Source organism: Streptomyces sp. CC53, assembly GCF_001865245.1.
GTDB lineage: Bacteria > Actinomycetota > Actinomycetes > Streptomycetales > Streptomycetaceae > Streptomyces.
Map to the genome: position 1 here is coordinate 1 of NZ_MKXB01000180.1, position 24,653 is coordinate 24,653.

At 75.0% G+C, this 24,653-nt stretch carries 22 protein-coding genes and 1 riboswitch; of the genes, 12 read left to right on the forward strand and 10 right to left on the reverse strand.

Features of this window, described 5'->3' with window-relative positions; all coding sequences use genetic code 11:
- Positions 1 to 81: 81 nt before the first annotated feature.
- Together BJP40_RS22420 and rsmH are read right to left on the reverse strand one after the other, a co-directional pair.
- Positions 82 to 753: a septum formation initiator family protein gene (locus tag BJP40_RS22420; RefSeq protein WP_071281890.1), complete on the reverse strand. Its 672-nt coding sequence runs from the start codon at positions 751 to 753 to the stop codon at positions 82 to 84.
- Positions 750 to 1,676 carry a 16S rRNA (cytosine(1402)-N(4))-methyltransferase RsmH gene (gene rsmH / locus BJP40_RS22425; protein WP_079171370.1) on the reverse strand — a complete coding sequence of 309 codons (927 nt, stop codon included), beginning with the start codon at positions 1,674 to 1,676 and terminating at the stop codon, positions 750 to 752. Before rsmH ends, BJP40_RS22420 begins: the two co-directional genes overlap by 4 nt.
- 439 nt (positions 1,677 to 2,115) lie before the next feature.
- On the opposite strand from rsmH, the gene BJP40_RS22430 reads away from it, so the two are divergent.
- The 4 genes from BJP40_RS22430 (at position 2,116) to BJP40_RS22445 (ending at position 7,771) form a co-directional block, all read left to right on the forward strand.
- Positions 2,116 to 2,697 (forward strand): carbonic anhydrase, encoded by a 582-nt coding sequence (locus BJP40_RS22430; protein ID WP_071281892.1) that lies wholly within the window; start codon positions 2,116 to 2,118, stop codon positions 2,695 to 2,697.
- Positions 2,698 to 2,904: 207 nt separating this feature from the next.
- A complete protein-coding gene (locus BJP40_RS22435; RefSeq protein ID WP_079171371.1) occupies positions 2,905 to 3,966 on the forward strand; it encodes a MoxR family ATPase in 1,062 nt (353 codons plus the stop codon).
- Positions 3,966 to 5,348 (forward strand): DUF58 domain-containing protein, encoded by a 1,383-nt coding sequence (locus tag BJP40_RS22440; protein WP_071281893.1) that lies wholly within the window; start codon positions 3,966 to 3,968, stop codon positions 5,346 to 5,348. Before BJP40_RS22435 ends, BJP40_RS22440 begins: the two co-directional genes overlap by 1 nt.
- Positions 5,345 to 7,771, forward strand: coding sequence for a DUF3488 and transglutaminase-like domain-containing protein (locus BJP40_RS22445; RefSeq protein WP_071281894.1), 2,427 nt, complete (start codon positions 5,345 to 5,347; stop codon positions 7,769 to 7,771). The genes BJP40_RS22440 and BJP40_RS22445 overlap by 4 nt, the downstream gene beginning before the upstream one ends.
- A 619-nt stretch (positions 7,772 to 8,390) precedes the next feature.
- On the opposite strand, the gene BJP40_RS22450 is transcribed toward BJP40_RS22445, so the two are convergent.
- From BJP40_RS22450 to BJP40_RS22460, 3 genes are all read right to left on the reverse strand, one after another.
- Complete coding sequence (locus tag BJP40_RS22450) at positions 8,391 to 8,783, reverse strand: DUF3040 domain-containing protein (RefSeq protein ID WP_071281895.1); 393 nt, start codon at positions 8,781 to 8,783, stop codon at positions 8,391 to 8,393.
- Between the two features lie 265 nt (positions 8,784 to 9,048).
- Complete coding sequence (locus BJP40_RS22455; RefSeq protein WP_071281896.1) at positions 9,049 to 9,807, reverse strand: methyltransferase; 759 nt, start codon at positions 9,805 to 9,807, stop codon at positions 9,049 to 9,051.
- Between the two features lie 24 nt (positions 9,808 to 9,831).
- Positions 9,832 to 10,299 (reverse strand): SAV_6107 family HEPN domain-containing protein, encoded by a 468-nt coding sequence (locus BJP40_RS22460; RefSeq protein ID WP_071281897.1) that lies wholly within the window; start codon positions 10,297 to 10,299, stop codon positions 9,832 to 9,834.
- 698 nt (positions 10,300 to 10,997) lie between these two features.
- Here BJP40_RS22460 and BJP40_RS22465 point away from each other — a divergent pair.
- The 5 genes from BJP40_RS22465 to BJP40_RS22485 all read left to right on the forward strand — a co-directional run bounded on the left by BJP40_RS22465 (position 10,998) and on the right by BJP40_RS22485 (position 17,181).
- A complete protein-coding gene (locus BJP40_RS22465) occupies positions 10,998 to 11,825 on the forward strand; it encodes an ATP-binding cassette domain-containing protein (RefSeq protein ID WP_071281906.1) in 828 nt (275 codons plus the stop codon).
- Positions 11,797 to 13,893, forward strand: coding sequence for a YhgE/Pip family protein (locus BJP40_RS22470; protein ID WP_071281898.1), 2,097 nt, complete (start codon positions 11,797 to 11,799; stop codon positions 13,891 to 13,893). Before BJP40_RS22465 ends, BJP40_RS22470 begins: the two co-directional genes overlap by 29 nt.
- Before the next feature lie 48 nt (positions 13,894 to 13,941).
- Positions 13,942 to 14,553, forward strand: a complete 612-nt coding sequence (locus tag BJP40_RS22475; protein WP_071264192.1) for a TetR/AcrR family transcriptional regulator — start codon at positions 13,942 to 13,944, stop codon at positions 14,551 to 14,553.
- Between the two features lie 411 nt (positions 14,554 to 14,964).
- The gene (locus BJP40_RS22480) at positions 14,965 to 15,588 is read left to right on the forward strand and encodes a DUF4126 domain-containing protein (RefSeq protein WP_071281899.1); all 624 of its coding nucleotides are present in this window, start codon (positions 14,965 to 14,967) and stop codon (positions 15,586 to 15,588) included.
- A gap of 90 nt (positions 15,589 to 15,678) precedes the next feature.
- Complete coding sequence (locus BJP40_RS22485) at positions 15,679 to 17,181, forward strand: NAD(P)/FAD-dependent oxidoreductase (RefSeq protein WP_071281900.1); 1,503 nt, start codon at positions 15,679 to 15,681, stop codon at positions 17,179 to 17,181.
- Positions 17,182 to 17,454: 273 nt separating this feature from the next.
- Here the strand turns inward: BJP40_RS22485 and BJP40_RS22490 are convergent, their stop codons facing one another.
- From BJP40_RS22490 to BJP40_RS22510, 5 genes are all read right to left on the reverse strand, one after another.
- A complete protein-coding gene (locus tag BJP40_RS22490) occupies positions 17,455 to 18,282 on the reverse strand; it encodes a hypothetical protein (protein WP_071281901.1) in 828 nt (275 codons plus the stop codon).
- A 51-nt stretch (positions 18,283 to 18,333) separates the two neighbouring features.
- Positions 18,334 to 19,248 carry a methylenetetrahydrofolate reductase [NAD(P)H] gene (gene metF / locus BJP40_RS22495; protein ID WP_071269132.1) on the reverse strand — a complete coding sequence of 305 codons (915 nt, stop codon included), beginning with the start codon at positions 19,246 to 19,248 and terminating at the stop codon, positions 18,334 to 18,336.
- 173 nt (positions 19,249 to 19,421) lie between these two features.
- Positions 19,422 to 20,099, reverse strand: a complete 678-nt coding sequence (gene thiE / locus BJP40_RS22500; RefSeq protein ID WP_071281902.1) for a thiamine phosphate synthase — start codon at positions 20,097 to 20,099, stop codon at positions 19,422 to 19,424.
- A 103-nt stretch (positions 20,100 to 20,202) separates the two neighbouring features.
- Complete coding sequence (locus BJP40_RS22505) at positions 20,203 to 20,568, reverse strand: Rv2175c family DNA-binding protein (protein ID WP_071269130.1); 366 nt, start codon at positions 20,566 to 20,568, stop codon at positions 20,203 to 20,205.
- A gap of 360 nt (positions 20,569 to 20,928) precedes the next feature.
- Positions 20,929 to 22,110, reverse strand: coding sequence for an NAD(P)/FAD-dependent oxidoreductase (locus BJP40_RS22510; RefSeq protein WP_264296676.1), 1,182 nt, complete (start codon positions 22,108 to 22,110; stop codon positions 20,929 to 20,931).
- A 227-nt stretch (positions 22,111 to 22,337) separates the two neighbouring features.
- Positions 22,338 to 22,450: riboswitch (TPP riboswitch) on the forward strand.
- Between BJP40_RS22510 and thiO the strand changes: the two genes are divergently transcribed.
- The 3 genes from thiO (at position 22,448) to BJP40_RS22525 (ending at position 24,626) form a co-directional block, all read left to right on the forward strand.
- A complete protein-coding gene (thiO, locus tag BJP40_RS22515; protein ID WP_071281903.1) occupies positions 22,448 to 23,611 on the forward strand; it encodes a glycine oxidase ThiO in 1,164 nt (387 codons plus the stop codon). It overlaps the preceding riboswitch by 3 nt.
- Positions 23,608 to 23,829, forward strand: coding sequence for a sulfur carrier protein ThiS (thiS, locus tag BJP40_RS22520; RefSeq protein WP_175499998.1), 222 nt, complete (start codon positions 23,608 to 23,610; stop codon positions 23,827 to 23,829). The genes thiO and thiS overlap by 4 nt, the downstream gene beginning before the upstream one ends.
- 2 nt (positions 23,830 to 23,831) lie before the next feature.
- Positions 23,832 to 24,626: a thiazole synthase gene (locus BJP40_RS22525; protein WP_071281904.1), complete on the forward strand. Its 795-nt coding sequence runs from the start codon at positions 23,832 to 23,834 to the stop codon at positions 24,624 to 24,626.
- The last annotated feature ends 27 nt before the right edge of the window (positions 24,627 to 24,653 follow it).

Sequence of the window (24,653 nt, forward strand, 5' to 3'; positions counted from 1 at the left end):
CGGGTGCGTCGTGCGGGACCGCCGCGGTCGGGGGCCGGGCGGGGGACGCGGCGGCGCGGAGGTTCCTGGGGTGGCACTGCGTCACCTGCCGGAGGTCGTCGGTTCTGGTGTCGTCGCTTCCGGTGCCGCCGCCCGGGGTTCCGTCGTCTGCGGTTCGGTCCCCTGCGGGCCCGGTGCCTCCTGCGCCCCGGGCGCGGGGGCCGGGGCGGGCGGCGTCGCGCCGGCCGCGGCCGGGTCGGCGGCCGGAGGCTGCCCCGGGTCGGCGGCCTGCGGGGCGGTCGTGGAGCCGCCGGCCGGGGACGCCGCGGCCCCCGGGCCCTGCGCGGGGTCTACGTCCGCCGGACCGTGCGCCGCGGGGTCGGGGTCCGGGGCCGGCGACGGGGTGGGCGTGGGGGCAGGGCTCGGCAGTCCGCGCACGGTGCCGTCGGGCTCCAGGAAGGCGGGGCCGCCACCGGGGACCATGCCGAGCTCGCGGGCGCGGCGCTCCAGGGCGTCCGGGGCCGAGCGCGCGTCGACGTCCCGCTGGAGGGCCTGTTCCTCGTCGGTGAGGGCGGTGGTCTTCTTCTTGAGTTCGAGCAGCTTGAAGGAGCCCTGGCTGAGGGAGGTGTTGAGCAGCAGCAGGCCGATGAGGCCGCCGCCGAGGAAGAGGACGACGAGCAGGACGAAGGGGGTGCGGGCGGCGGTGCTGGGCCCGGACGGGAGGAGACCGGCGAGCCGGGCCGCCCGCCCCTTCAGGGGTCCTGCCTTCGTCACACGTCCTCCCTGATCCGTTCCGCGCCCCGCAGTCGTGCCGGCGCGGCGCGGCGGTTGCGGGCGACCTCCTCGTCGTCGGGGAGCCGGGCGCCGCGGGTGAGCAGCCTGAGCCGGGGCTGGTACTGCTCGGGCACGACGGGGAGCCCGGGCGGCGCGGTGCTCTCGGCGCCCGCCGCGAACACCTGCTTGACCAGTCGGTCCTCCAGCGAGTGGTACGAGAGGACGGCGATGCGCCCGCCGACGGCCAGGGCGGCGACGGCCGCGGGGATCGCCCGCTCCAGCACGGACAGCTCCCCGTTGACCTCGATGCGCAGGGCCTGGAAGGTGCGCTTGGCCGGGTTGCCGCCGGTGCGCTTGGCGGCCTGCGGCAGGGCGTCGCGGATCAGTTCGACGAGGCGGGCGCTGCGGCTGAACGGCTCCTTCTCGCGTTCCCGCACCACGGCGGCCACGATCCGCTTGGCCTGCTTCTCCTCGCCGTACGCGCGCAGGATGCGGACGAGTTCGCCGGGCGGGTAGGTGTTGAGGACCTCGGCGGCGCTGATGCCGGTCGTCTGGTCCATGCGCATGTCGAGGGGGGCGTCCTGGGCGTACGCGAAGCCGCGGTCCGCCTCGTCGAGCTGCATGGAGGAGACGCCCAGGTCGAACAGGACGCCCTGCACGCGGGGGACTCCGAGCCGGTCGAGCACCTCGGGGAGCTCGTCGTACACGGCGTGGACGAGGGTGGCGCGGTCGCCGAAGCGGGCGAGGCGCTCCCCGGAGAGCCGCAGCGCCTCGGTGTCCCGGTCGAGGGCGACGAGCCGGGCCTCGGGGAACCGGGTGAGCAGGGCCTCGCTGTGACCGCCGAGGCCGAGGGTGCAGTCGACGACGACCGCGCCCGGCTGCTCCAGGGCGGGGGCGAGCAGGTCCAGGCACTCCCGGAGCATCACGGGAACGTGCCGGTCGCTCCCGTCCGGTCGTCCGCCGCCGTCGTTCTCGGGGAGCTCCGTCCCGGTCGACCCGGCGGCACCCCCATCGCGCCCTGTCATCTGCCCTCTCAGGTCCGGCGCGGCGTACGTACTGCCAGGTCCGCGCTGGTCCGTACTGCCCGCACACGCGGAGCGGGGACCGCGGTCACCGGCGGAATCCGCTCGGCGCCCCCTGGCCTCCCGTGAACTCCGCGCCACTCTAGTCGACCGCCCGGCCTGGTCAATCAACCGGACAGCGCGTCGCCCGAGGCCGGCGCGGGCGGGGAGGAAACGGGCGGATCCCCTGCCCGACAGAGGACGCCTCACCTGTGGGTTACCTCACACCCTGGGCCCTTGGTGTCCTTTGTCCCACTCTCACAGCGGGCCCGTCCGGCGGGTGCCCACTAACGTCGTAGCCATGTCGACTTCCGCGCACCTCTCCACCGACTCGACGCACGCCGGACGGACGGGCGGGACGGTCACGGACCGCCTCGTCGAGGCAAACCGTCACTACGCCTCGGAGTTCACCGACCCGGGCATGGATGCGCGGCCCGTGCTGAAGGTCGCCGTCGTGGCCTGCATGGACGCCCGCCTCGACCTGCACGCCGCCCTCGGCCTCAACCTCGGCGACTGCCACACCATCCGCAACGCGGGCGGCGTGGTCACCGATGACGTGATCCGCTCGCTCACCATCAGCCAGCGTGCCCTGGGGACCAGCAGCATCGTCCTCGTGCACCACACCGGGTGCGGCCTGGAGAAGATCACCGAGGGTTTCCGCGACGAACTGGAGCAGGAGGTCGGGCAGCGCCCCACCTGGGCCGTGGAGGCCTTCCGTGACGTGGACCAGGACGTGCGGCAGTCGATGCAGCGCGTGCGGACGTCGCCGTTCCTCCAGCACACCGGCGACGTGCGGGGCTTCGTCTTCGATGTGACCACGGGCCTGCTCCGCGAGGTCGACCCGGCGTCGTCGGACGGGCAGGAGACGGCACAGCAGCACTGAGTGACCGGACGGAACCGACCAACAGCTGACATATCGCCCACACTTATCCACAGGCGAGTGACACCGCGCTGAACGACAACAAGAATGCGGGAGTGACACCTCCTCCGGAACGGTCGCCGGTCCGGAGGTGGTGTCCGTGTTTCTGAGCTGGGCCCCGCCGCGGAGTGTCGTGCGACGGCCCCCCGACGATGGGCCGAGGAGGGCCGGGTGACGACCTATGACGACCGAGCGAACGGTGGGGGCGCCCCCGCACGGACGCAGCCGGACGCCGGGGAGGACCTGACCGCCGCGGCGGAGCGGATCCGCCGGTCGGTCGAGGCGGTGATCGAGGGCAAGCCCGAGGTCGTGCGGCTCGCGCTGACCGTGCTGCTGGCCGAGGGCCACCTGCTGATCGAGGACGTCCCCGGGGTCGGCAAGACGATGCTTGCCAAGGCGCTCGCGCGGTCCGTGGACTGCTCCGTGACGCGGATCCAGTTCACCCCGGACCTGCTGCCGTCCGACGTGACGGGCGTCTCGATCTACGACCAGCAGCGCCACGAGTTCGAGTTCAAGCCGGGCGCGGTGTTCTCGCAGATCGTGATCGGCGACGAGATCAACCGTGCCTCGCCGAAGACCCAGTCCGCACTGCTGGAGTCACTGGAGGAACGCCAGGTCACGGTGGACGGGCGCTCGTACGAGCTGCCCGAGCCGTTCATGGTGGTCGCCACGCAGAACCCGGTGGAGATGGAGGGCACGTACCCGCTCCCCGAGGCGCAGCGGGACCGCTTCATGGCGCGCGTCTCCATGGGCTACCCCAGCGCAGACGCGGAGCTGCGGATGCTGGCGGCGCACGGCTCGGCGTCCCCGCTCGACGGGCTCCAGCCGGTCGCGCACGCCCACGACATCCTCAAGCTGATCGACTCGGTCCGCGGTGTCCACGTCGCGGAGGCGGTCCAGCGGTACGCCGTGGACCTGGTCGGGGCGACCCGGATCCACCCCGAGCTGAGACTGGGCGCCTCCCCCCGGGCAACGCTGCACCTGCTGCGCGCCGCGAAGGCGTCCGCGATGCTGAGCGGCCGCGAGTTCGCGCTGCCCGACGACCTGCAGGCGCTCGCCGTGCCCGTCCTCGCGCACCGGCTGCTGCTCACCGCGCAGGCACAGATGAACCGGCGCACCGCGGAGCAGGTCGTCGTGGACATCCTGCAGCGCACACCGGTGCCCGCGGCGGGCGGCCAGCCGCCGGCCGGCGCCTACTACGGCCAGCGGCACCCCGGCCTGCGGCGGCTGTGATGACGGCCGAGGCACCCGGCGCCGGGCCGGACGGCCCGGCCAGGGGCGGGCTGCGCGGCGCCCTCGGCGGACTGACCACCCGCGGCAGGTCCTTCCTGGCCGCCGGCATGGCGGCGGCGGTCTGCGCCTACGTGCTCGGACAGACGGACCTCCTGCGGGTCGGGCTGCTGCTGGCCGTGCTGCCGCTGGTGTGCGTGGCCGTGCTGTACCGCACCCGCTACCGGGTCACGGCGGGGCGGCGGCTGACGCCGCAACGGGTGCCCGCGGGCTCGGAGGCCAGGGTGCAACTGCGCATGGACAACGTCTCCCGGCTCCCCACCGGCCTGTTGATGCTCCAGGACCAGGTGCCGTACGTGCTGGGGCCGCGGCCGCGGTTCGTCCTGGACCGGGTGGAGTCGGGCGGCAAGCGCGAGGTGTCGTACCGGGTGCGTTCCGACCTGCGGGGCCGCTACCCGCTGGGACCGCTCCAGCTGCGGCTGGGCGACCCGTTCGGGATGTGCGAGCTGACCCGCTCGTTCGCCGCGCAGGACATGCTGACGGTCGTGCCCCGCACGGAGGCGCTGCCGCCGGTACGGCTGGCCGGCGAGGCTCCCGGGTACGGCGACGGGCGGCAGCGCTCGCCGGCCCGGTCCGGCGAGGACGACGTGATCCCGCGGGGCTACCGCCACGGCGACGACCTGCGCCGGGTGCACTGGCGGTCCACGGCCCGGTACGGGGAGCTGATGGTGCGCCGCGAGGAGCAGTCCCAGCAGGCCCGCTGCACCGTGCTGCTGGACACCCGGGCCGTCGGCTACGAGGGCAGCGGTCCGACCGCGCCGTTCGAGTGGGCGGTCTCCGGCGCCGCCTCGGCCGTCACCCACCTGTTGGAACGCGGCTACAAGGTCCGCCTGCTGACGGACACCGGGGAGACGATGCCCGGGAACGGCTCCGACGGCCACCCCGCCTCCGGGTTCGACCCGGCGGAGACCGCGGGCCTGATGATGGACATGCTCGCGGAGGTCGACCACTCCGACGAGGACGACCTCTCCGGCGCCTACGAGGTGCTGCGGGACGGTGGTGAGGGCCTGCTGGTGGCCTTCCTCGGGACCTTGGACGAGGAAGAGGCGGCGCTGGTCGGCGGCTTGCGCAAGCGGTCCGGGGCGGCGGTCGCCTTCGTCATGGACCGGCACGCCTGGTCCGGCGCCCGGTCCGGCGGCCCGCCCCCCGACAGTGGTGCCGGCACGGGTGCGGGCACCGTGCGGCGGCTGCGGCAGGCCGGGTGGACGGCGGTCGCGGTGCGGCCGGGCGACGAGCTCGCCGACCTGTGGCGGCACGCCGGGCACACCCCGGGCGGCGCCGCAGGTTCCGAGGAGACGGCGGGCCACTCGGGGGGTTGGTCATGAGCACGGACGTACGACTCTCCGTATGTGCCCTTCTCGCGACGCTGACTTCGGCGTGCGCCCTGATCCCGCTGGTCAACGGCGGCGACTGGCTGGTGCTCGCGGGAGTGCTGCTCGCCGTGGTCTGCACGGCGGGCGTCCTGGCACGCCGGGTGCCGCTGGCCCGCCCGCTGACGGCGCTGCTCCAGGTCGCGGTGGTGCTGGTGCTGCTCACGCTGGTGTTCGCCCGGGACCACGCACTCGCCGGGCTGCTGCCCACGCCGCAGACCTTCGAGTGGTTCGCCACGCTCCTGACGCGGGGCGCCGACGACGTCGGGCAGTACGCGATCCCGGCGCCGACGACCGACGGCATCGAACTGATGCTGGTCGGCGGGGTGCTGCTCATCGGCCTGGCGGTGGACCTGCTGGCCGTGACCTTCCGCAGCGCGGCCCCGGCCGGACTGCCGCTGCTCGCCCTGTACTCGGTGGCGGCCGGGCTGTCCGGCGGGGGCGGGCTCAGCTGGCTGTGGTTCCTGCTGGCCGCCGCGGGGTACCTCGTGCTGCTGTTGGCCGAGGGCCGGGACCGGCTCACGCAGTGGGGCCGGGTCTTCGGCGGCACGGGGCGCCCGCTCCGGCCGGGAGTCCCGGCGTCCCGCTCGGCGGCTCCGCTGCGCACCGGCCGGCGGATCGGCGCCGTCGCGCTCGGCATCGCCGTGGCCGTGCCCGCGGCGCTGCCGTCGATGGGCGGCGGTCTGCTGAACCAGGGCGGGGGCGGCGAGGGCGCGAACGGAGGCACGATCTCGGCGGTCAACCCGCTGGTGTCCCTGCAGGACAGCCTCAAGCAGCCGTCGGACCGCGAAGTGCTGCGCTACCGGAGCACCGCGGAGGACCGCGATGAGCTGTACCTGCGGCTCGTCGCGCTCGACCAGTTCGACGGCACCGCCTGGAAGACCTCCGTGCGGGCGGTTCAGGACGTGCCGGAGCGGCTCCCCGGGCCCGCGGGGCTGAGCGGCCGGGTCGGCGCGACGGAGATCACGACGAACATCTCCGCGTCGGGTGCGTACGAGCAGAAGTGGCTGCCCATGCCGTTCCCGGCGACCGCCGTGGACATCGCCGGCCGCTGGCGGTACGAGCCGGTGGGCCGGATGCTCGTCGGGGACGACGGGCAGACCACGAGCGGCGTGCAGTACTCCGTCAGCAGCCTGGCCGTGACCCCGACGGCCGAGCAGCTCTCCGCCGCCCCCGAGGCGCCCGGCACCCTGCTGCGCGAGTACACGCGGGTGCCGGACTCGCTGCCCGCGGACGTGAAGGCCACCGCGCTGAGGGTCACGGCAGGTGCGTCGAACGACTACGAGCGCGCGGTGCGGCTGCAGGACTGGTTCACCACGAAGGGCGGCTTCCGCTACGACGTCGAGGTGTCGTCCGGCACGGGCGTCACGGCGATCTCCCGGTTCCTGAAGGACAAGGAAGGGTTCTGCGTCCACTTCTCCTTCAGCATGGCGGCGATGGCCCGCACGTTGAACATCCCGGCACGGGTCGCCGTGGGCTTCATGCCGGGCAGGGCGACGGCGGACGGCACGGTCTCCGTGGGGATCCGCGACGCGCACGCCTGGCCGGAGCTCTACTTCGAGGGAGTGGGCTGGACCCGCTTCGAGCCGACGCCGTCGCGGGGCTCCACGCCGGAGTACACGCGGCCGCGTGCCCCGGAGGGTGAGGACCCTGCGCCGGCGTCCTCCGCGCCGGCCGCATCGGCGGCCCCATCCGCGGCGGGACCGTCGCCCTCGGACAGCTGCGCGGCGCCTTCGGGCGCCCCGCTGCTCGCCGGGACGGTGCCCTGCCCCGGGGCCTCGCCGCAGGGCGGCGGGCCGGGACAGGACTCCGACGCGGCGCTGGGCCCGCTGCTGCTGGTCGCAGCCGGTGCCGCGGCCGTGGTGCTGGTCCCGCTGCTGCCGATGCTCTGGCGGCGGCGGGTACGGGCCCGCAGGCTCGGCCCCCGGGGCCGGACCGCCGACGACGTGGTGGCCCGCACCCTCGCGGTGTGGGAGGAGGTCGTCGACACGGCCTGGGACCACGGGATCGCCCCGGACGGGTCACTGACGGCGCGCGGTACCGCCGACCGGCTGGTGCGGCTCGGCGAGCTGGACGGAGCGGCCACCGAGGCGGTGCACCGGGTGGCGGGCGCGGTGGAGCAGGTGCTGTACGCGCCGCTGCCGCGGGCCACGCCCGGCCTCGCGGAGGACGCCGCTCGGATACGGGCCGGGCTGCGTGCCCGGCTGGGCCGTGGGCCCAGACTGCGGGCCGTGCTGGCGCCGCGGTCCGCGGCCCGTGTCGGCTGGGCCCTCGCGGACCGCTGGGCCGCCCTCGGGCGTCGGCTGACGGCACTGCGCACCGGGCCGGCCCGCGCCTGGTCCACCCTGCTGGGGCGCCCGTCGCGCCAGCGCGGCTGAGAAACGGGGCCCGGCCGTGCTCCTCCGCGCCGGAGCGGCGGAGCGGCCGGACACCCGGCCGGGCGCTGCGGCCGGGAGCCGGTCGAGCCCGGCAGGAGCCCTGCGCGACCTGAACGGCCCTCGCCCCAGCCTGCGGCCGCGGCCGCAGGCCGCGGCCGCGCGCCCTGCGCGACCTGGGTGACCGCTGCCTGAGCCCGAGGTGAGGCACCGGGAAACGCTGCCTGAACCCGGCAATGAAGTGCCCCTGCTCCCCGAGTTCGGTTCGGACGGTGCAGCCGCCGTAGGCCCGGCACGGCCGGGGGCGGCCGCCGCAGGCCGGGGAGGGGGGACACGGGAAGGCCCCCACGAGCCCGGGGTGGGAGCGCAGGGGCGGCGGGCCGGGCGGCGAGGCTCGCGCGTCGCCCGCGCCGGTCCGGGGGGCGCGCTCCCACGGCTCGGCGGTGCGGTGAGGGCACCGCCTGCCCCGGCCCCGGGTGCTCGTGCAGCTTCCGAAGGGCAAGAAGGGGGGTCCGGTCGTACCCGTGCCTGAGCCACCTCCGCCAGGTTGCGGACATGGGTGAGGGGTGACCGCTCCCAGCGGTCACCCCTCACCCATCATGTCCGTCTGTGCGGCCCCGGCTCAGTGGCCCTGTTCGTCGCGCCGGCGCTGCCAGCGCTCCTCGATCCGGTTCATCACCGAGCGGCGCTGCCGCTGCGCGCGGCCGCGCGGCGCGCTGCCGGCAGCCGGCTGCTCACCCGGCTTCGGAGCCTTGCGCCACCCGGTCACGGCGAGGACCGCGCATCCGAGCATGACCAGGAAGCCGACGACGCTGAGCCAGATCAACTGGGCGACCATTCCGGCCATGAGGAGCGCGATACCCACCAGAAAGCCTGCGATGGCCTGGTAGACCCGTCGCCGGGTGTACGTACGCAACCCGGTTCCCTCGAGCGCTGTCGCGAACTTGGGATCTTCGGCGTACAGCGCTCGCTCCATCTGCTCGAGCATTCGCTGCTCGTGCTCCGAGAGCGGCACGGCGTCCTCCTCATCGTCGGTCGCGGGGTGCGACCGGTATGCGGCCCTTTCAGGATAGGCAGGGAATCGCCCCCGTGAAACCCGCCCTGGGTGCCAACTGCCGATCGGACCGCGATGCCGGTTCGGCTGGTGAGGCGTTGATTCCCCGTCGTCCGAACCGTCATGCCGGATGGTGTCCCTCGATCATACGGGGATCCTGGCGTGAACGGGGCGCCTGTGGCGTACTCCATCTGCGGTTGCGCCGCTGATCAGGAGCCGTCCCGGCTCAGGCGCGCTTTTCACCCAGGACGTGCAACTGGGTGGCGACCGCATGGAAGGCGGGCAGCTCGGCCGCGGCCGCCTCCAGCCGGAGAAGCGCCTCCTGGGCACCCGGTTCCGTGTCCACGAGGACGCCGGGAACCAGATCGGAGAAGATCCTCACCCCGTGCACGGGGCCGACGTCCAGACCGGCGGCCGCGACGGCCTCGGAGAGCTGCTCGGCGGTGAAGCGGCGCGGCACGGGGTCGCTCTCGCCCCAGCGCCCGGAACCGTCGGCGAGCGCCCGACGGGCCTCCGTGAAGTGCCCGGCCAGGGCCCGGGCCAGGACGGCGCCGCCGAGGCCGGCGGCGAGCAGGCTCAGGGCGCCGCCGGGACGCAGTGCCTCGCCGGCGAGGCGGACGCCTTCGGCCGGGTCGTCCACGTACTCAAGCACTCCGTGGAGGAGCACCACGTCGAAGCCGTCGCGCTCGACGACGTCGAACAGGTCGTGGATGTCGCCCTGGACCCCGCGGACGCGGTCGGCCACTCCCGCCTCGGCGGCGCGGCGCTCCAGGGCGAACAGTGCGTTGGGGCTCGGGTCGACCACGGTCACGCGGTGCCCCAGGCGGGCGACAGGCACCGCGAAGTGGCCGCTGCCGCCGCCGGTGTCGAGGACGTCGAGCCTGTCCTTGCCGGTGGCCTTGACCCTGCGATCGAGGGCGTCCTCAAGAACGTCCCACACCACGGCGGTACGGAGGGAGGCGCGGGGGCGCTGCGGGTCCGACACGGCAGTTGACTCCTCGGTGACGGTCTACGGACCGTCCCAGCCTATGGCCTCCGGGGAGGTCCTCGGTCGCGGTGCCCCGCCCGGCGTGAGCAGGCGCTCCGCGAGGCGCAGGAACATGCCGGTGTCGCGGATCAGGTCGTCGGCGTCCCGCGCGGTGGCCGCGCCCGGTATGCCGGCTTCCGCACGGGCCCTGCGGGCGGCGCCGGCGGCGAAGAGCGCGCTCCACTCGGCGAGCTCCGGTGCGGTCTCGGGCAGGACGTCCCAGGCACTGCGGATCCGGCGGCGGCCGCGGGGGTCCCGCTCGGGGCGGCCCCGCACGGCGATCACCGCGGCGGCGGTGCGCAGGGCGGCGAGGTGGGCCGTGGCGTACCGCTCGTTCGGCTCGTCGAGGGCGGCGGCTTCGGCTAGGCCGGCGCGCGCCCGGGCGAGCAGGTCGCGTGCGGCGGGCGGCGCGGCGGCGCGGCGCGGCACGGGGTGGACGTCGCTCGCCATAGCGGACCTCCTGGCGTCGGGGGACGGCACGTCGATCGTCTGCGTCCAGGGTGCGCCGCACCACTGACAATCCACTCTGACCTGCGGTTTTGCCATGATCTTCGACAAGCTGTAGCTTTTGGACTGACTGGTCAGTTCAAAAGAGTTGGGGGAGGTCCGTGGAGAGCCCGGACACAGAGAGCCCTGCCGACATCCGCGCCGACGGCACGCCGTCGGCCGCCCCGGCCGACCGTCCGGCCGAGCAGCCCGCCACCGGTACCAGAGCCGCCGGGGACACCGCCGCGCGCGGCGGGCGCGCCGCGAGAGGCACCGGGGCCGTGCGTACCGCGAAGGACGCGGCCAAGGGATCCGCCGCGCCGGCCGCCGCAGAAGGCGGCAGCGACCAGGACGCCGGCACCCCGGAGGCGGCCCTTGCCCCGGCCCCCCGGGACTCCTCCGAGGGCGCCGCCGCGTCCGGGAACGCCGCGACAGCCGGTGCACCCACCGCCCGCACCGCGGCCACTCGCACCGCGGTCTCCGCCGTCCCGGGCACCGGGTCGGCCGGAGCCCCGGCCCGCCGGTCCGCGGGCAGGGTGCGCTCCCGCAGGGCCGGGTCCGCGAACGCCGTCGTGGGCACCGCGAAGGACGACACGCGCAGCACCGCGGACGACGACCGCTCCAGGGGGACGGGCTCCCCGGACCGCGGCGCGGCCGTCCGCGTGGAGGGCCTCGGGGTGAAGGGCCCCCGCGGGTGGGCGTTCCGCGGGGTGTCCGGCGCGGCGGCACCCGGGTCGCTGGTCGCGCTCGCCGGGCCGTCGGGCACGGGGAGGACCTGCCTGCTCCTCGCCCTGACCGGGCGCATGCGGATCAAGGAGGGCCACGCCGACGTCGGGGGGCTGCGGCTGCCCCGCAAGATGGCCGCCGTCCGCCGGATCAGCGCCCTCGCGCACGTGCCCGGCGTGTCCGATCTGGACCAGGCGTTCACGGTGGGAGAGCACCTGAGGGAGGCGGCGCTCCTGCGGCGGCGCTTCGACGGCTCCCCGCTCGCCCTGCTGCGCCCGCGCGCCGAGCGCGCCGCCGAGAACCGGCGCCGCATCGACGCGGCCCTGGCGACCGCGGGCCTGGACCCGCAGAGCCTGCCGAAGGGCGAGCGGACCTCCGTGCGCGACCTGGAGCGGCTGGAGGCGCTGCGGTTGTCGCTCGCCCTGGCGCTCGTCGGCGAACCGCGCCTGCTGGCCGTGGACGACACCGACCTGAAGCTCGGCGAGGCCGACGAGGCGGCCGTGTGGACGGCGCTGCGCGCCATCGCCGACAGCGGCGTCACGGTGCTGGCCGTCTGCGCGGAGGCACCCGCGCAGGCCGACACCGTCATCCGTACGGAGGGCGGCACCGGTGACGGCGGGGAGGCCCCTGCCGTCACCGCGAAGACACGTACCGACGGCACCGGTGGCACCACCGCCGCCGGGAGCCGGCACACCCACACCGGGGACCCCGGGAAGACCGAGGAGGGGGCGGCGGATGCGCTCGCCGAAACTGGCCGCGCTTGAGCTCAGGCGGTTCGGGCGCGGCAAGCTGCCGCGCGCCGCGCTGGTCGCGATCCTGCTGCTGCCGCTGCTGTACGGCGCGCTGTACCTGTGGTCGTTCTGGGACCCGTACGGCAGGCTCGACCGGATCCCGGTGGCGCTCGTGAACGACGACCGGGGCGCCACCGTCGACGGCAAGAAGGTCAACGCCGGCGACGACATCACGGAGGGCCTGCGCGAGAGCGCGGTCTTCGACTGGCACGAGGTCAGCGACGCCGAGGCCCGCGAGGGCGTCGAGGACGGCACGTACTACCTGTCGCTCACCATGCCCGCCGACTTCAGTGCGCGCATCTCGTCCAGCTCGGGCGACTCCCCCGAGACGGGCGCGCTGGAGGTGCGGACCAACGACGCGAACAACTACATCGTCGGGCAGATCTCCCGGTCGGTGTTCTCCGAGGTCCGTACCGCGGCGTCCACGAAGTCGTCCCGCTCGTTCCTCGACAAGATCTTCATCTCGTTCTCCGACATCCACGACGCGACGGAGAAGGCCGCCAAGGGCGCCAACGACCTGAAGGACGGCGTCGGCAAGGCCAAGAAGGGCTCGGACGACCTCGTCGACGGCGTGGGGAAGACCAAGAACGGCAGCAGCGGCCTGGCGACGGGTCTGAAGAAGATCGACTCCGGTGCCTCCGAGCTGGTGACCGGCACCCGCGAGATCGCCAAGGGCACCCAGCAGCTGGCCGACCGGGTCAACGGGGCGGCGGCGCAGGCGCGTCCGTACCTGCGGGACAACGGCAAGAAGATCGGCGACACCGCGCGCCTGGTCTCCGACACGTCCAAGGCCGCGCAGCACAACCTGGACCGGATCGTGGAGCGCGGTCCCGCGGCGCGCACCGCCGCGCATGTGTCCGCCGACCGGCTCACCGCCGCGCACACGAAGTACTGCGAGAAGGGCGAGGGCCTGGTCGACCCCACCCCCGAGGTGTGCGAGGGCCTGAAGGACGCCAAGGTCGCCGCGGCCGACGTCGCGGTCATCGCCGACGACCTCGCGGAGATCGCCGAGGACAGCGGCGGCGACCTGAAGAAGCTCGACGCGCAGCTCAAGGACCTCCAGAAGAAGGCCGACGACCTCGCCAAGCGGGCACCGCACCTGACCAGCGACGTGGACTACGCCGTCTCGAAGATCAACGAGCTGAACACGGGGGCCCAGAAGGTCGCCACCGGCATGTCGGAGCTGCACAAGGGCATCACCAAGAGCAAGAACGGCGCCGTCAGCCTCGACTCGGCGCTCGGCAGGATCAAGAAGGGCGCCACGGACCTGAGCGGCGGGCTGTACCAGCTCAAGGGCGGCTCCAAGGAGCTGGCCAGCGGCCTGGACAAGGGCGTCGAGCAGATCCCCGACTACGGCAAGGAGGACCGGGAGCGCCGTACGGAGGTCATGGCCGACCCGGTCAAGCTGGCCTCGCAGTCGCTGCACAAGGCGGCCAACTACGGCACCGGCTTCGCCCCGTACTTCATCCCGCTGTCCCTCTGGGTCGGCGCGATGGTGGCGTACATGCTGATCCAGCCGATGAACCGGCGGGCTCTCGCCGCGGGCGCCTCCGCGTGGCGGATCGCGTTCGCGGGCTGGCTGCCCGTCGCGGCGATCGGGCTGCTCCAGGTCGCCGCGCTGATGTCGGTGCTGCACTGGGGACTCGGCCTGGAGATGGCCCGCGCCTCCGGGACGGTGGCCTTCCTGGCCCTGGTGACGGGGTGCTTCGCCGCGATCATCCAGTGGCTGAACGCGCGCTTCGGCGCGGCGGGCCGGATCCTGGTGCTGGCGGTGCTGATGCTGCAGCTCACGTCGGCGGGCGGCACCTACCCCGTGCAGACGAGCCCGGGCTTCTTCAACGCGATCCACCCCTACCTGCCGATGACGTACGTCGTCGAGGCGCTGCGGCGGCTGATCACGGGCGGCGGCACGGGCCCGGTCTGGCAGGCGTGCGCGGTCCTGGCCGCGTTCACGGTGGGCGCCCTCGCCCTGACGGCCCTGTCCGCACGACGCAAGCAGGTGTGGACGTTCGACCGTCTGCACCCCGAGCTGAGCCTCTGAGCCTGTCACGGGCAGGAAGGACCCACCGGAGCTGTGAGAATCGACGCCATGGACACGCAGAGCCCCCGACGGCAGGCCACCCGTACGAAGCTGTACGAGGCGGCTGTGACCCTGATCGCCGAGCAGGGCTTCTCGGCGACGACGGTCGACGAGATCGCCGAGCGCGCCGGGGTCGCGAAGGGCACGGTCTACTACAACTTCAAGAGCAAGACCGAGCTCTTCGAGGAGCTGCTGCGGCACGGTGTCGGGCTGCTCACGGCCTCGCTGCGCTCCGCCGCCGACGAGACGGCGGAGCGCGGCGGGACCCGGGTGGAGGCACTGGACGCGATGATCAGGGCCGGCCTGGTCTTCATCGACCGGTACCCGGCCTTCACCCAGCTGTACGTCGCCGAGCTGTGGCGCACGAACCGTGCCTGGCAGTCCACGCTGCTGGTGGTGCGCCAGGAGGCGGTCGCCGTCGTGGAGGACGTACTCCGCGAGGGCGTCGAGAACGGCGAGCTGAGCGGGGACATCGACATCCCGCTCACCGCCGCCGCGCTGGTCGGGATGGTGCTCGTCGCCGCCCTGGACTGGCAGGCGTTCCAGCGGGAGCGGTCGCTCGACGATGTCCACGCCGCGCTGTCGCGGCTCCTGCACGGGAGGGTCAGCGGCCGGCACTGACGGGCGGCGCACGGTCCGACCGGTCCAGGACGACCGACCCGGGACCGGACCGCGGCCGGCGGGGCGCCTCGGGTGGCCCGCGCCTGCGGCGCGCCTGAGCGGCGGCCTCGCTGCGCGCCCGCCCGGTGCACCGCAGGGACGCAGAAAGGCGCCGGTCCGGCGAGGCTCGATCCCCCCGAGCCCCGCCGGACCGGCGCGCTGTTCCCCCGGTCTTCCCCCGTTCCCCCGTTTCCCCGTGCGGTCGGTACGCGGCACCCGCTCCGCCGCCCCGTGTCGGCGGCGCCGGCACCGCGTCCTTCCGTGGTCCCCACTCTTCCGTCCCGACGGGCCGCGGCCCATCCGCATCGCTACTCATCCCGCGGGATGAGTACGGATACTCAGAGCCCGCGCCGCTGACTACGATCGACGCTCGTGTCCGTACTCCCCCTGGTCTTCACAAGCGGCTGGGCGAGCGGGATCAACGCGTACGCGGTGGTCCTGCTCCTCGGCATATTCGGCGCGACCGGTGTCGCGGAGGGCGTCCCCGAGACGCTCCAGCGCCCTGACGTCCTGATCGCGGCCGGTGTCCTCTTCCTGGTCGAGGCGGTGGCCGACAAGATCCCCTACGTCGACAGCGCCTGGGACTCCGTCCACACCGTGGTCCGCCCGCTGGCGGGCGCCGTCGTGGCGGCCCTGCTCGCGGGCGAGAGCGGCTCGCTGCCGGAGCTGGCGGCGGGTGCGGTCGGCGGCACCACGGCGCTGGTCAGCCATCTGGTCAAGGCCGGTACGCGCATGGCCGTCAACACCTCCCCCGAGCCGGTCAGCAACATCGCCGTCAGCCTCGCCGAGGACCTGGGCGTCGCCGGGCTCATCACCTTCGCCGTCTTCAACCCGGTGGCCGCGGCGGTCATCGCCGCCGTCCTGCTGGCGCTGGGCGTGGCCGCGGTGCTGTTCCTGGTCGGCCGCATCAGGCGGTTCCGGCGCCGGCGCGCGGAGCGGCGCGCCGAGAAGCGGATGGCCGCCGCCGGGCCGGTCCCACCGCCCCCGACGGGCTGAGCCGTCCCCAGCCGCCCCTGCCCGCGACCCCGTCCCCGCTCCCGGCACCTGCCGGGGCGGGCCTCCGACGGCGGCTTATAGAGTCCTGGCATGGCACGGATTGCGGTGATCGGCGCCGGGATGGGCGCCCTGGCGGCTGCCGCCCGGTTGGCCGTGGCGGGCCACCGGGTGACGGTGTACGAGCGGACGGAGACGTACGGCGGGTCGGTCCGCCGGTTCGAACGGGACGGTTTCGCCTTCGACACCGGACCGGGTCTGCTGCACCTGCCGGCCGTCTACCGGGACCTGTTCGTGAAGACGGGCAAGGAGCCGCTGGAGGCGTGCGTCGAGCTGACACAGGTGGACCCGGCGAGCCGGCACGTCTTCGCCGACGGCTCGGCGGTGTCCTTGCCGAACGCCTCCCGGGCCGGGGTCGTCGCGGCCCTGGACGGCGCGCTCGGCGCGGGTTCCGGGGAGCGGTGGGCGGCGTTCCTGAACCGGGCGCGTGAGGCGTGGGACCGGTCGCGGCGGCCCCTATTGGAGGAGCCGCTGCCGCTCGACCCGTCGCCGTTCTCCCGCGACCCGTACCCCGCGCCGCCGACCGGGCTGCTGCGCCGGAGGGCCGCCACACTCGCTGAGGTCGGGCGCAGGGAACTCGGTGACGAGCGGCTCGCAGCACTGTTGGAGGGGTACGCCCTGGCGTACGGGCTGGCCCCGGCCTCCGCGCCCCCGTCCGCCGCCGTCCTGCCGTACATGGAGCAGACGTTCGGCACGTGGTACGTGCGCGGGGGCCTGCGGTTGCTGGCCGACGCGGTGTACGAGCGGTGCGTGGCCCGGAAGGTCACGTTCGTGTTCGGGGCGGCCGTGGCGCGGGTCCGGGAGGAGGACGGGCGCGCGGCCGGGGTGGAGCTGGCGGACGGGCGGTTCGCGGAAGCGGACCACGTCGTGGCCGGGGCGCCGGTGCCGGCGCTGTACCGGGAGCGGGTGCTGCCGGGGTCGGCGGAAGGCCCGCCGCGGTTCGCGTCGGGGGTGCGGACCGGGCGGGTCGTGGTGTGCCTGGCGCTGCGCGGGGCGCGGGACGAGCAGGCCGCGCACAGGACGGTGGTCCACGCGCCGCCCTCGGGCGGTGAGTCGTCGGCCCTCGCGAGGGGCGGACAACTGCCCGAGCGGCCCACGGTGACGGTGCTGCGCCCGGACGATCCCGCGCTGCGCCCGGACGGGGGGCACGAGGCGGTGACGGTGACGGCGACGGTCCCGGCGGGCGGCCTGTGGGGCGGCGGGGGGATCGGGCCGGAGGCCGTGGAGGCGTTCGCGGACCGGATGACGGAGGCAGCGGAGGCGGCGGTACCGGGTCTGCGCGAGCGGGTGCTGTGGCGTGAGGTGCGGACCCCCGCGGACACCTTCCGGGAGACGGGGGAGCACGCGGTGCCCGGCCCGGCGCTGGCGGGTGCGGGCGGGGCGCTGCTGCCCGCGGCGAACCCGGCACCGCTGCCGGGGCTGTACTTCGCGGGCGGCTGGGCCCACCCGGGCGGCGGTCTGGCGCACGCGGGGATGTCGGGCGCACTGGTGACGGGCCTGATCGGGGAGGGCGCGGACTTCCGCGGATCCCGGTGACCGCTGCGGGGCCCGCCGGCGCGGGCCGCCGCGGAGGGGCCCGGTCTCCGGCGCGCACCGCGGGACGTGCGCCCGCACCCGACCGCCGGACCTCACAGGGCGGTCGGTCTCCTGGTGGTGCAGGCGGTCGGCCGCGGGGGCGCCGACGTCGCCGCGGGGCGCGGGACGTGCCCGTCGGCAGGGGCCGCAGGCCGGAGGGGCCCACGGCCGGGAAGGCCGGCAGCCGCTGGAGGCCGTGGGACGGGGAGCCCCGTGGTGGGGAGGGGTCCGCGGTCAGTAGCGGTACGTCTGCCCGGTCTGGTCGTAGTCGTACGGGCCCGGCTGGTCCTGCGGCTGCGGCGGGTAGGGCTGTGGGGCGTCGCGCTGCGGCGGCACCCAGACCCCGCCGGGCGGGGTGTCCGTGCCGTAATGCCCTGCGTAGGGGTCGGCGAACTGCTGCCCGCTGCCGTGGTCGTCGTAGGCGGGGGTGCCGTAGGGCTGGCCTGCGGCCGTCGTGGTGGTGCCGATGTACGGGTCGGAGTAAGCGGCGTAGCCCTGCTGCTCGCCGCCGTAGCCGTAGCCGTACGCACCGGTGTAGTCGCCCGTGCCGTAGTCCGGGTACGCGCCGTACTCGGACGTGGCGGTGGACGGGTCGGTGGTTTCCGCGCCGTACGGGCCGTACGCTCCGGTGTCCCCGGTCGGCGGCAGGGCTTCCTGGGCGGCGGTGTCGTGGCCGGTGTCCTGAGAGGCGCCGGGGTCCCGGTCCGACCGGTCGCGGTCGTCGTCCGCGTACTCCAGGCCGGAGACCTCCAGGGTCGGCCCGGCGTCCTTGGGTGCGGTCCTGCGGCGGCGGCTGGCGCCGGGACGGCCGCCGAGCGCCCAACCGGTGGAGAAGCCGCGGAGGAACGACAGGGTGACGCAGGTCTGGCCGACGCCGAACGCGACGGCACCGGCGATGATCAGCGGGATGGAGGACAGGAAGACGCCGGCGACGACGCCGAGGAAGCCGAAGAAGGCGACCAGCCTCCAGCGCAGCCGTGCCTTGTACTGCAGGAGTACCTCGCCGAGCAGCCACAGCGCGACAACGCCGAACGCGACGTAGAGGACCGTCCACCAATCCATGCCCGCCCCTCTCCTTCGGCCGCAGCCAGGGGGACTGACGGGTACGGCCGGTCAGGACTGCGGGTGCAGTCCGAGATTCTCGTAGATCTCCAGCGTCGCCGTGGAATTGTTGAGCGTGATGAAGTGCAGTCCGGGCACACCCTCGGACAGCAACCGTGCGCAGAACTCCGTCGCGAACTCTAGACCTACGGAGCGTACAGCCGCTGCGTCGTCCTTGACCGCGAGGATCCGCTCTTTCACGGCGGCCGGGAACTGAGCGTTGCTGAGCTGTGGCAGCCTGTCGAGCTGCCGGACCGCGGTGACCGGCATGACCTCCGGGATGACGGGGGTGTCGCAGCCCGCGGCGGCGACCCGGTCGCGCAGGCGCAGGTAGTGCTCGGGGTCGAAGAACATCTGGGTGATGGCGTAGTCCGCGCCGGCCCGGCACTTGTCGACGAAGTGGCGGACGTCGGTGTCCCAGTCCGTGGACCGCGGGTGCATCTCGGGGAACGCGGCGACGCCGACGCAGAAGTCGCCGGCCTCCTTGATGAGGCGGACCAGGTCCGCGGCGTAGTGAAGGCCCTCCGGGTGCGGCACCCACGGGCCCATGGGATCGCCGGGCGGGTCACCGCGCAGGGCGAGCATGTTGCGGATTCCCGCGTCGGCGAACTGGCCGATCATGTTCCGCAGTTCGGCGACGGAGTGGCCGACGGCCGTCAGGTGGGCGACCGGCGTGAGCGTGGTGTCGGCGGCGATGTCCTGCGTGGCCTTGACCGTTCCCTCGCGGGTCGACCCTCCGGCGCCGTACGTGACGGACACGAAGCTCGGGGCCACCGCCTCGACGCGGCGCAGCGCGTTCCAGAGGTTCCGCTCGCCCTTCTCGTTCTTGGGCGCCCAGAACTCGAAGGAGTACGTGGTGCCGCTCGCGAGCAGGTCGCGCACGGTGCGGGCGCGGTCCGTCCTGGTGGAGGGTGTGCCTAGGGCCATACCGGCAGGTTAGCCACCGGGGGAACGCTCACCCAACCAGAGCAGGGGGATTCATCCGACTTGTCGGAATCTTGTCCACACTGCGGACGGTAAGCGCGCCAAATGGCCTGTTCGGCCCCCTCGACGTTCCGCCATGTGGACACAGCCGGTCCGTGCGTCCCCGGCGCGACCGGCTATCCGGCGGCGCGCTCCCGTATCCGGCGGGCGAGCTCGGCGGTCGCGGCCGCCGGGTCGTCGGCCTCCGTGACGGCCCGGACCACCACGACGCGGCGGGCGCCGGCGTCCAGGGCCTCGTCCAGGTTCCCCGCGTCGATGCCTCCGATGGCGAACCACGGCCGCTCCTGGGGCAGGGAGGCCGCGTACCGGACGAGGCCGAGACCCGGAGCGTGCCGGCCGGGCTTGGTGGGGGTGGGCCAGCAGGGTCCGGTGCAGAAGTAGTCCACACCGGGCTCCGCCACCGCCCGGTCCACTTCGGCCTCGGCGTGCGTCGACCGCCCGATCAGCACCCGGTCGCCGAGGACGGCGCGGGCGGCCGGGACGGGCAGGTCGCCCTGCCCGAGGTGGAGGACGTCGGAGCCGGCGGCGTGCGCCACGTCGGCGCGGTCGTTCACGGCGAGCAGCCTGCCGTGCCGGCGGCACGCGTCGGCGAAGACGGCGAGGTGCTCCAGCTCCTCGCCCGCCTCCATGCCCTTGTCGCGGAGCTGCACGATGTCGACACCGGCGGCGAGCACGGCGTCCAGGAACTCGGGGAGGTCCTTCTGCCGGGTGCGCGCGTCCGTGCACAGGTACAGCCGGGCGTCGGCCAGCCGGTCGCGGACGGATCCGGCGGCGGCTGCGGCGGTGGTGGACATGAGGCGGTGTTCCCCCCGGTGGTGGGGCGGTGCGCGGGCAGGGGCCACGGGGCCCCGGCCGCGCGCACCGCCCGGTGTCGGTGTGTGCTGCGTCGGTTCCGGATCAGACGGCGAGCGCCTGGGCGCGGCGCTTCACCTCCGTGCCGCGGTTCTCCGCCAGGGCCTGCGCGGGCGTGCCCGGCAGGGACGGGTCCGGCGTGAAGAGCCACTCCAGCATCTCCTCGTCGGTGAAACCGTCGTCCCTCAGGAGGGTCAGGGTCCCGGAGAGGCCCTTGACGACCCGGCCGTCCTTGATGAAGGCGGCGGGCACCTGGAGCGTGCGGTTCTCGCCGCGGCGCACGGCGATCAGCTGGCCCTCCTTGACGAGCTGCCGCACCCGGGTCACCTCGACGTCGAGCAGCTCGGCGATGTCGGGAAGGTGCAGCCAGGCAGGGACGAGCGCATCGATGTTCGCGTCAATCTCGGTCACACGACAAGCCTGCCATCCCCCACTGACAGCCGGTACCCGGGCCGGGCCTTCCGAGGCAGCACCGCCCCCTCGGCCCCCCTGCCGCCCGCCGGCCACGGCCGGACGCGTCCGCCCCGCAGCGCCCCGCCCCGCCCGTTCGGGCACGTCTCCGGGGCGGTCCCGCGGGGCGGGCGCTCCCCCTCCGTGCCGCGCCGCGGCGCACCGCCGGGTCGCGCCCCGTACGGTCTCCGCCCACCGCCCCCGGCGGCCCGCGCCCTCCCCCTCACCGGGTCGGGGCCGCCCCTGCCCGGCCCGCGCGTCTCCCGGCCCCGCGCCGGGAGGCGCCGCCGGGACCCGCCGCGAGAGTGCGGCACGCCGGGTTCAGCCGCGTACCGCCGTCTTGAGCGGCACCGACGGGTCGGCGACCCGCGCCGGGTCGAGCGGGGCGCCCGACTCGATGAGCCGGCGCCCCTGGGCGAGGTCGCGCGGCCGACCCACCGCGAGCAGGCCCACCAGCGCGTCCCCGCGCAGCCACGCCACCGACCAGGCGGCGTCGGCCGGGTCGCCGCGCCGCACGGTCGTGTCCGCGGCCTCGTGGTGCCCGGCGTACTGGACGAACCGGCCGAACTGCTCGGACCAGAAGTACGGCACCGGGTCGTACGGCGCACCGGCCTCGCCCAGGATGTCCGCGGCGACCGTGCGGGGGCCCTGGAGGGCGTTGTCCCAGTGGTGGACGAGCAGCCGCCGGCCGTAGCGGGCGGACGGGAAGGAAGCGCAGTCGCCGACGGCGTACACGTCCGGCGCCGAGGTGCGCAGCCGGTCGTCGGCGGTGACGGAGCCGTCCGGGCCGAGCGCGACGCCCGAGCCGGCCAGCCAGTCGGTCGCGGGCCGTGCGCCGATGCCGACGACGACGGCTTCGGCGGGCAGCTCGCGGCCGTCGTCGAGCACGACCCGGCCCGGTTCGACCCGCGCCACGCGCGCGTGCGTCAGCAGCCGGGCTCCGCTCTCCTCGTACCAGCCGGCCATCGGCGCGGCCACCTCGGCGGGCAGTGCCCCGGCGAGGGGGTGCCCGGCGGCCTCCACGACGGTCACCGCGCAGCCCGCCTCACGGGCGGCCGTGGTGAACTCGGCTCCGATCCACCCGGCGCCGGCCACCACCACGTCGTGCTTCCCGGCCAGGACCGGGCGCAGCCGCTCCGCGTCGTCCAGGGTGCGCAGCAGGTGGACGCCGGGCACTCCCGCCGTCCCGGGCAGGGCCGTGGGCACGGCGCCGGTGGCGAGGACGAGCACGTCGTACGGGACGGGACCCGCCTCCGTGTCGACCTCGTGGTCCTGCGGCCGCAGCGCGGACACCTCCACGCCGAGGCGGAGCTCGACGCCGAGCCCCTCGAAGTCGACGTCGAAGGCGGAGCCCTCGGCCTTGCCGAGCAGGTACGCCTTGGACAGCGGCGGCCTGTCGTACGGCTGGTGCGGTTCGGCGCCGACGATCCGCACGGGTCCGGTGAAGCCCTTCTCGCGCAGGGCCACGGCGGTCTGCACGCCCGCCATGCCCGCACCGGCGATGACGACGGACCGCTCGGCGGGGTTCTCCGCCGCGGTCCGCGCGGCCCCGCCGGCCTGCCTTCCGTGCCTGTTCCCGCTCTGCCGCGTCGGTTCGTTCTGGCGCTCGCTCACACGGCCACCTTACGCACCTGACGGCCCGTCAGGGCGAGCGGCGGCGTGCCGCCGGGCGGGCGCACCGGCGGCGGGCGGCCCTACTGCCCGCGGCCGGGTGGGGTTAGTCTGGCCGCCAACGCACTCGCGGGAGCCCGGGGCACCGGGCTGAGAGGGGGGCTGCCGCCGCCTCCGACCGTACGAACCTGATCCGGGTCATGCCGGCGAAGGGAGGGGCTGGACGCCCATGTCGCGCACGAGCGCAGGTACGACACCAGACGTCCTCGTCATCGGGGGCGGGATCATCGGCCTGGTCACGGCCTGGCGGGCGGCGCAGCGGGGACTGCGCACCGCCGTGGCGGACCCGGAGCCCGGCGGCGGCGCCGCCCAGGTGGCGGCGGGCATGCTCGCGGCGGTCACCGAGCTGCACTACGGCGAGGAGACCCTGCTGCGGCTGAACCTGGCCTCGGCGGAGCGCTACCCGGACTTCGTCGCCGAGCTGGAGGACGCCACGGGGCGCGACGTCGGCTACCGGGCGTGCGGCACCCTCGCCGTGGCGCTGGACGCCGACGACCGCGCCCACCTGCGGGAGCTGCACGCGCTCCAGCAGCGCTGCGGGCTGCGCTCGGAGTGGCTGAGCGGGCGGGAGTGCCGGCGCCTCGAACCGATGCTGGCGCCCGGCGTGCGGGGCGGGCTGCGGGTGGACGGCGACCACCAGGTGGATCCGCGGCGGCTGGCGGCGGCGCTGGTCGCGGCGTGCGGCCGGGCCGGGGTCGTGTTCCACCGCGCCTGGGCGGAGCGGCTGTCCGTGGCCGGTGACCGGGCGCGCGGCGTGGTCCTCGCGGACGGCACGGAGGTGGCCGCCGGGCAGGTGGTGCTGGCGGCGGGCAGCCGCAGCGGCCGCCTCGCGGGGGTCCCTGCGGAGGCCGTGCCGCCGGTGCGGCCGGTGAAGGGCCAGGTGGTCCGGCTGTCCGTGCCGGAGGCGTACGCGCCGTTCCTCAGCCGCACGGTCCGGGCCGTGGTGCGGGGCAGCCATGTGTACCTCGTGCCGCGGGAGAGCGGCGAGCTGGTGGTGGGCGCGACCAGCGAGGAGCTCGGCTGGGACACGACCGTCACCGCGGGCGGGGTCTACGAGCTGCTGCGGGACGCGCACGAGCTGGTGCCGGGCATCACGGAGCTGCCGCTCACCGAGACCCGGGCGGGCCTGCGGCCCGGCTCGCCCGACAACGCGCCGCTGCTGGGCCCTTCGGCCCTGCCGGGACTGCTGCTGGCGACCGGGCACCACCGCAACGGCGTGCTGCTGACCCCGGTGACCGGGGACGTGATGGGGACGCTCCTGACCTCCGGGGAGCTCCCCGGAGAGGCCCACGCGTTCACGCCCGCCCGCTTCGCCCCCGTAGGAGTGTCATGACCACCCACGCACCGACCGTGACCGTGTCCGTGAACGGCGCACCGCGGGCGCTCACCGCGCCCCTGACGCTGGACGCCCTCGTCGCCACGCTCACCAGCGCGCCGAGCGGGGTGGCCGCGGCCGTGAACGAGACGGTCGTCCCGCGCACCGAGTGGCCCGCGACCGAACTGACCGACGGGGACCGGGTCGAGGTCCTGACCGCCGTACAAGGAGGCTGACCATGGCTGACGACCGGCTGACCATCGCCAGCACCGCGTTCGACTCCCGGCTGATCATGGGGACGGGCGGCGCGCCCAGCCTGGACGTGCTGGAGCGGGCGCTCCTGGCGAGCGGCACGGAGCTGACGACGGTGGCGATGCGCCGCCTCGACCCGACGGTCCGCGGCTCGGTCCTGTCCGTCCTCGACCGGCTGGGTATCAGGGTCCTGCCGAACACGGCGGGCTGCTTCACGGCGGGCGAGGCCGTGCTGACCGCCCGGCTGGCGCGCGAGGCCCTGGGCACGGACTGGATCAAGCTGGAGGTCGTCGCCGACGAACGCACACTCCTGCCGGACCCGGTCGAGCTGCTGGAGGCAGCGGAGACGCTGGTCGACGACGGCTTCACGGTCCTCCCGTACACCAACGACGACCCGGTCCTGGCCAGGAAGCTGGAGGACGCGGGCTGCGCCGCGATCATGCCGCTGGGTTCGCCCATCGGCTCCGGGCTGGGCATCCGCAACCCGCACAACTTCCAGCTCATCGTGGAGCAGGCCGGGGTGCCGGTGATCCTGGACGCGGGCGCGGGGACGGCGTCGGACGCCGCGTCCGCGATGGAGCTGGGGTGCGCCGCGGTCATGCTGGCCTCCGCGGTGACACGTGCCCAGGAGCCCGTCCTGATGGCCGAGGCCATGCGGCACGCCGTGACCGCGGGACGCCTCGCCCACCGCGCCGGCCGCATCCCGCGCCGCCACTTCGCCCGCGCCTCCTCCCCCACCGAGGGCCTGCCCGCCCTCGACCCCGAGCGCCCCGCCTTCTGACCGGCCCCCGCGGCCGGGGTGGGACCC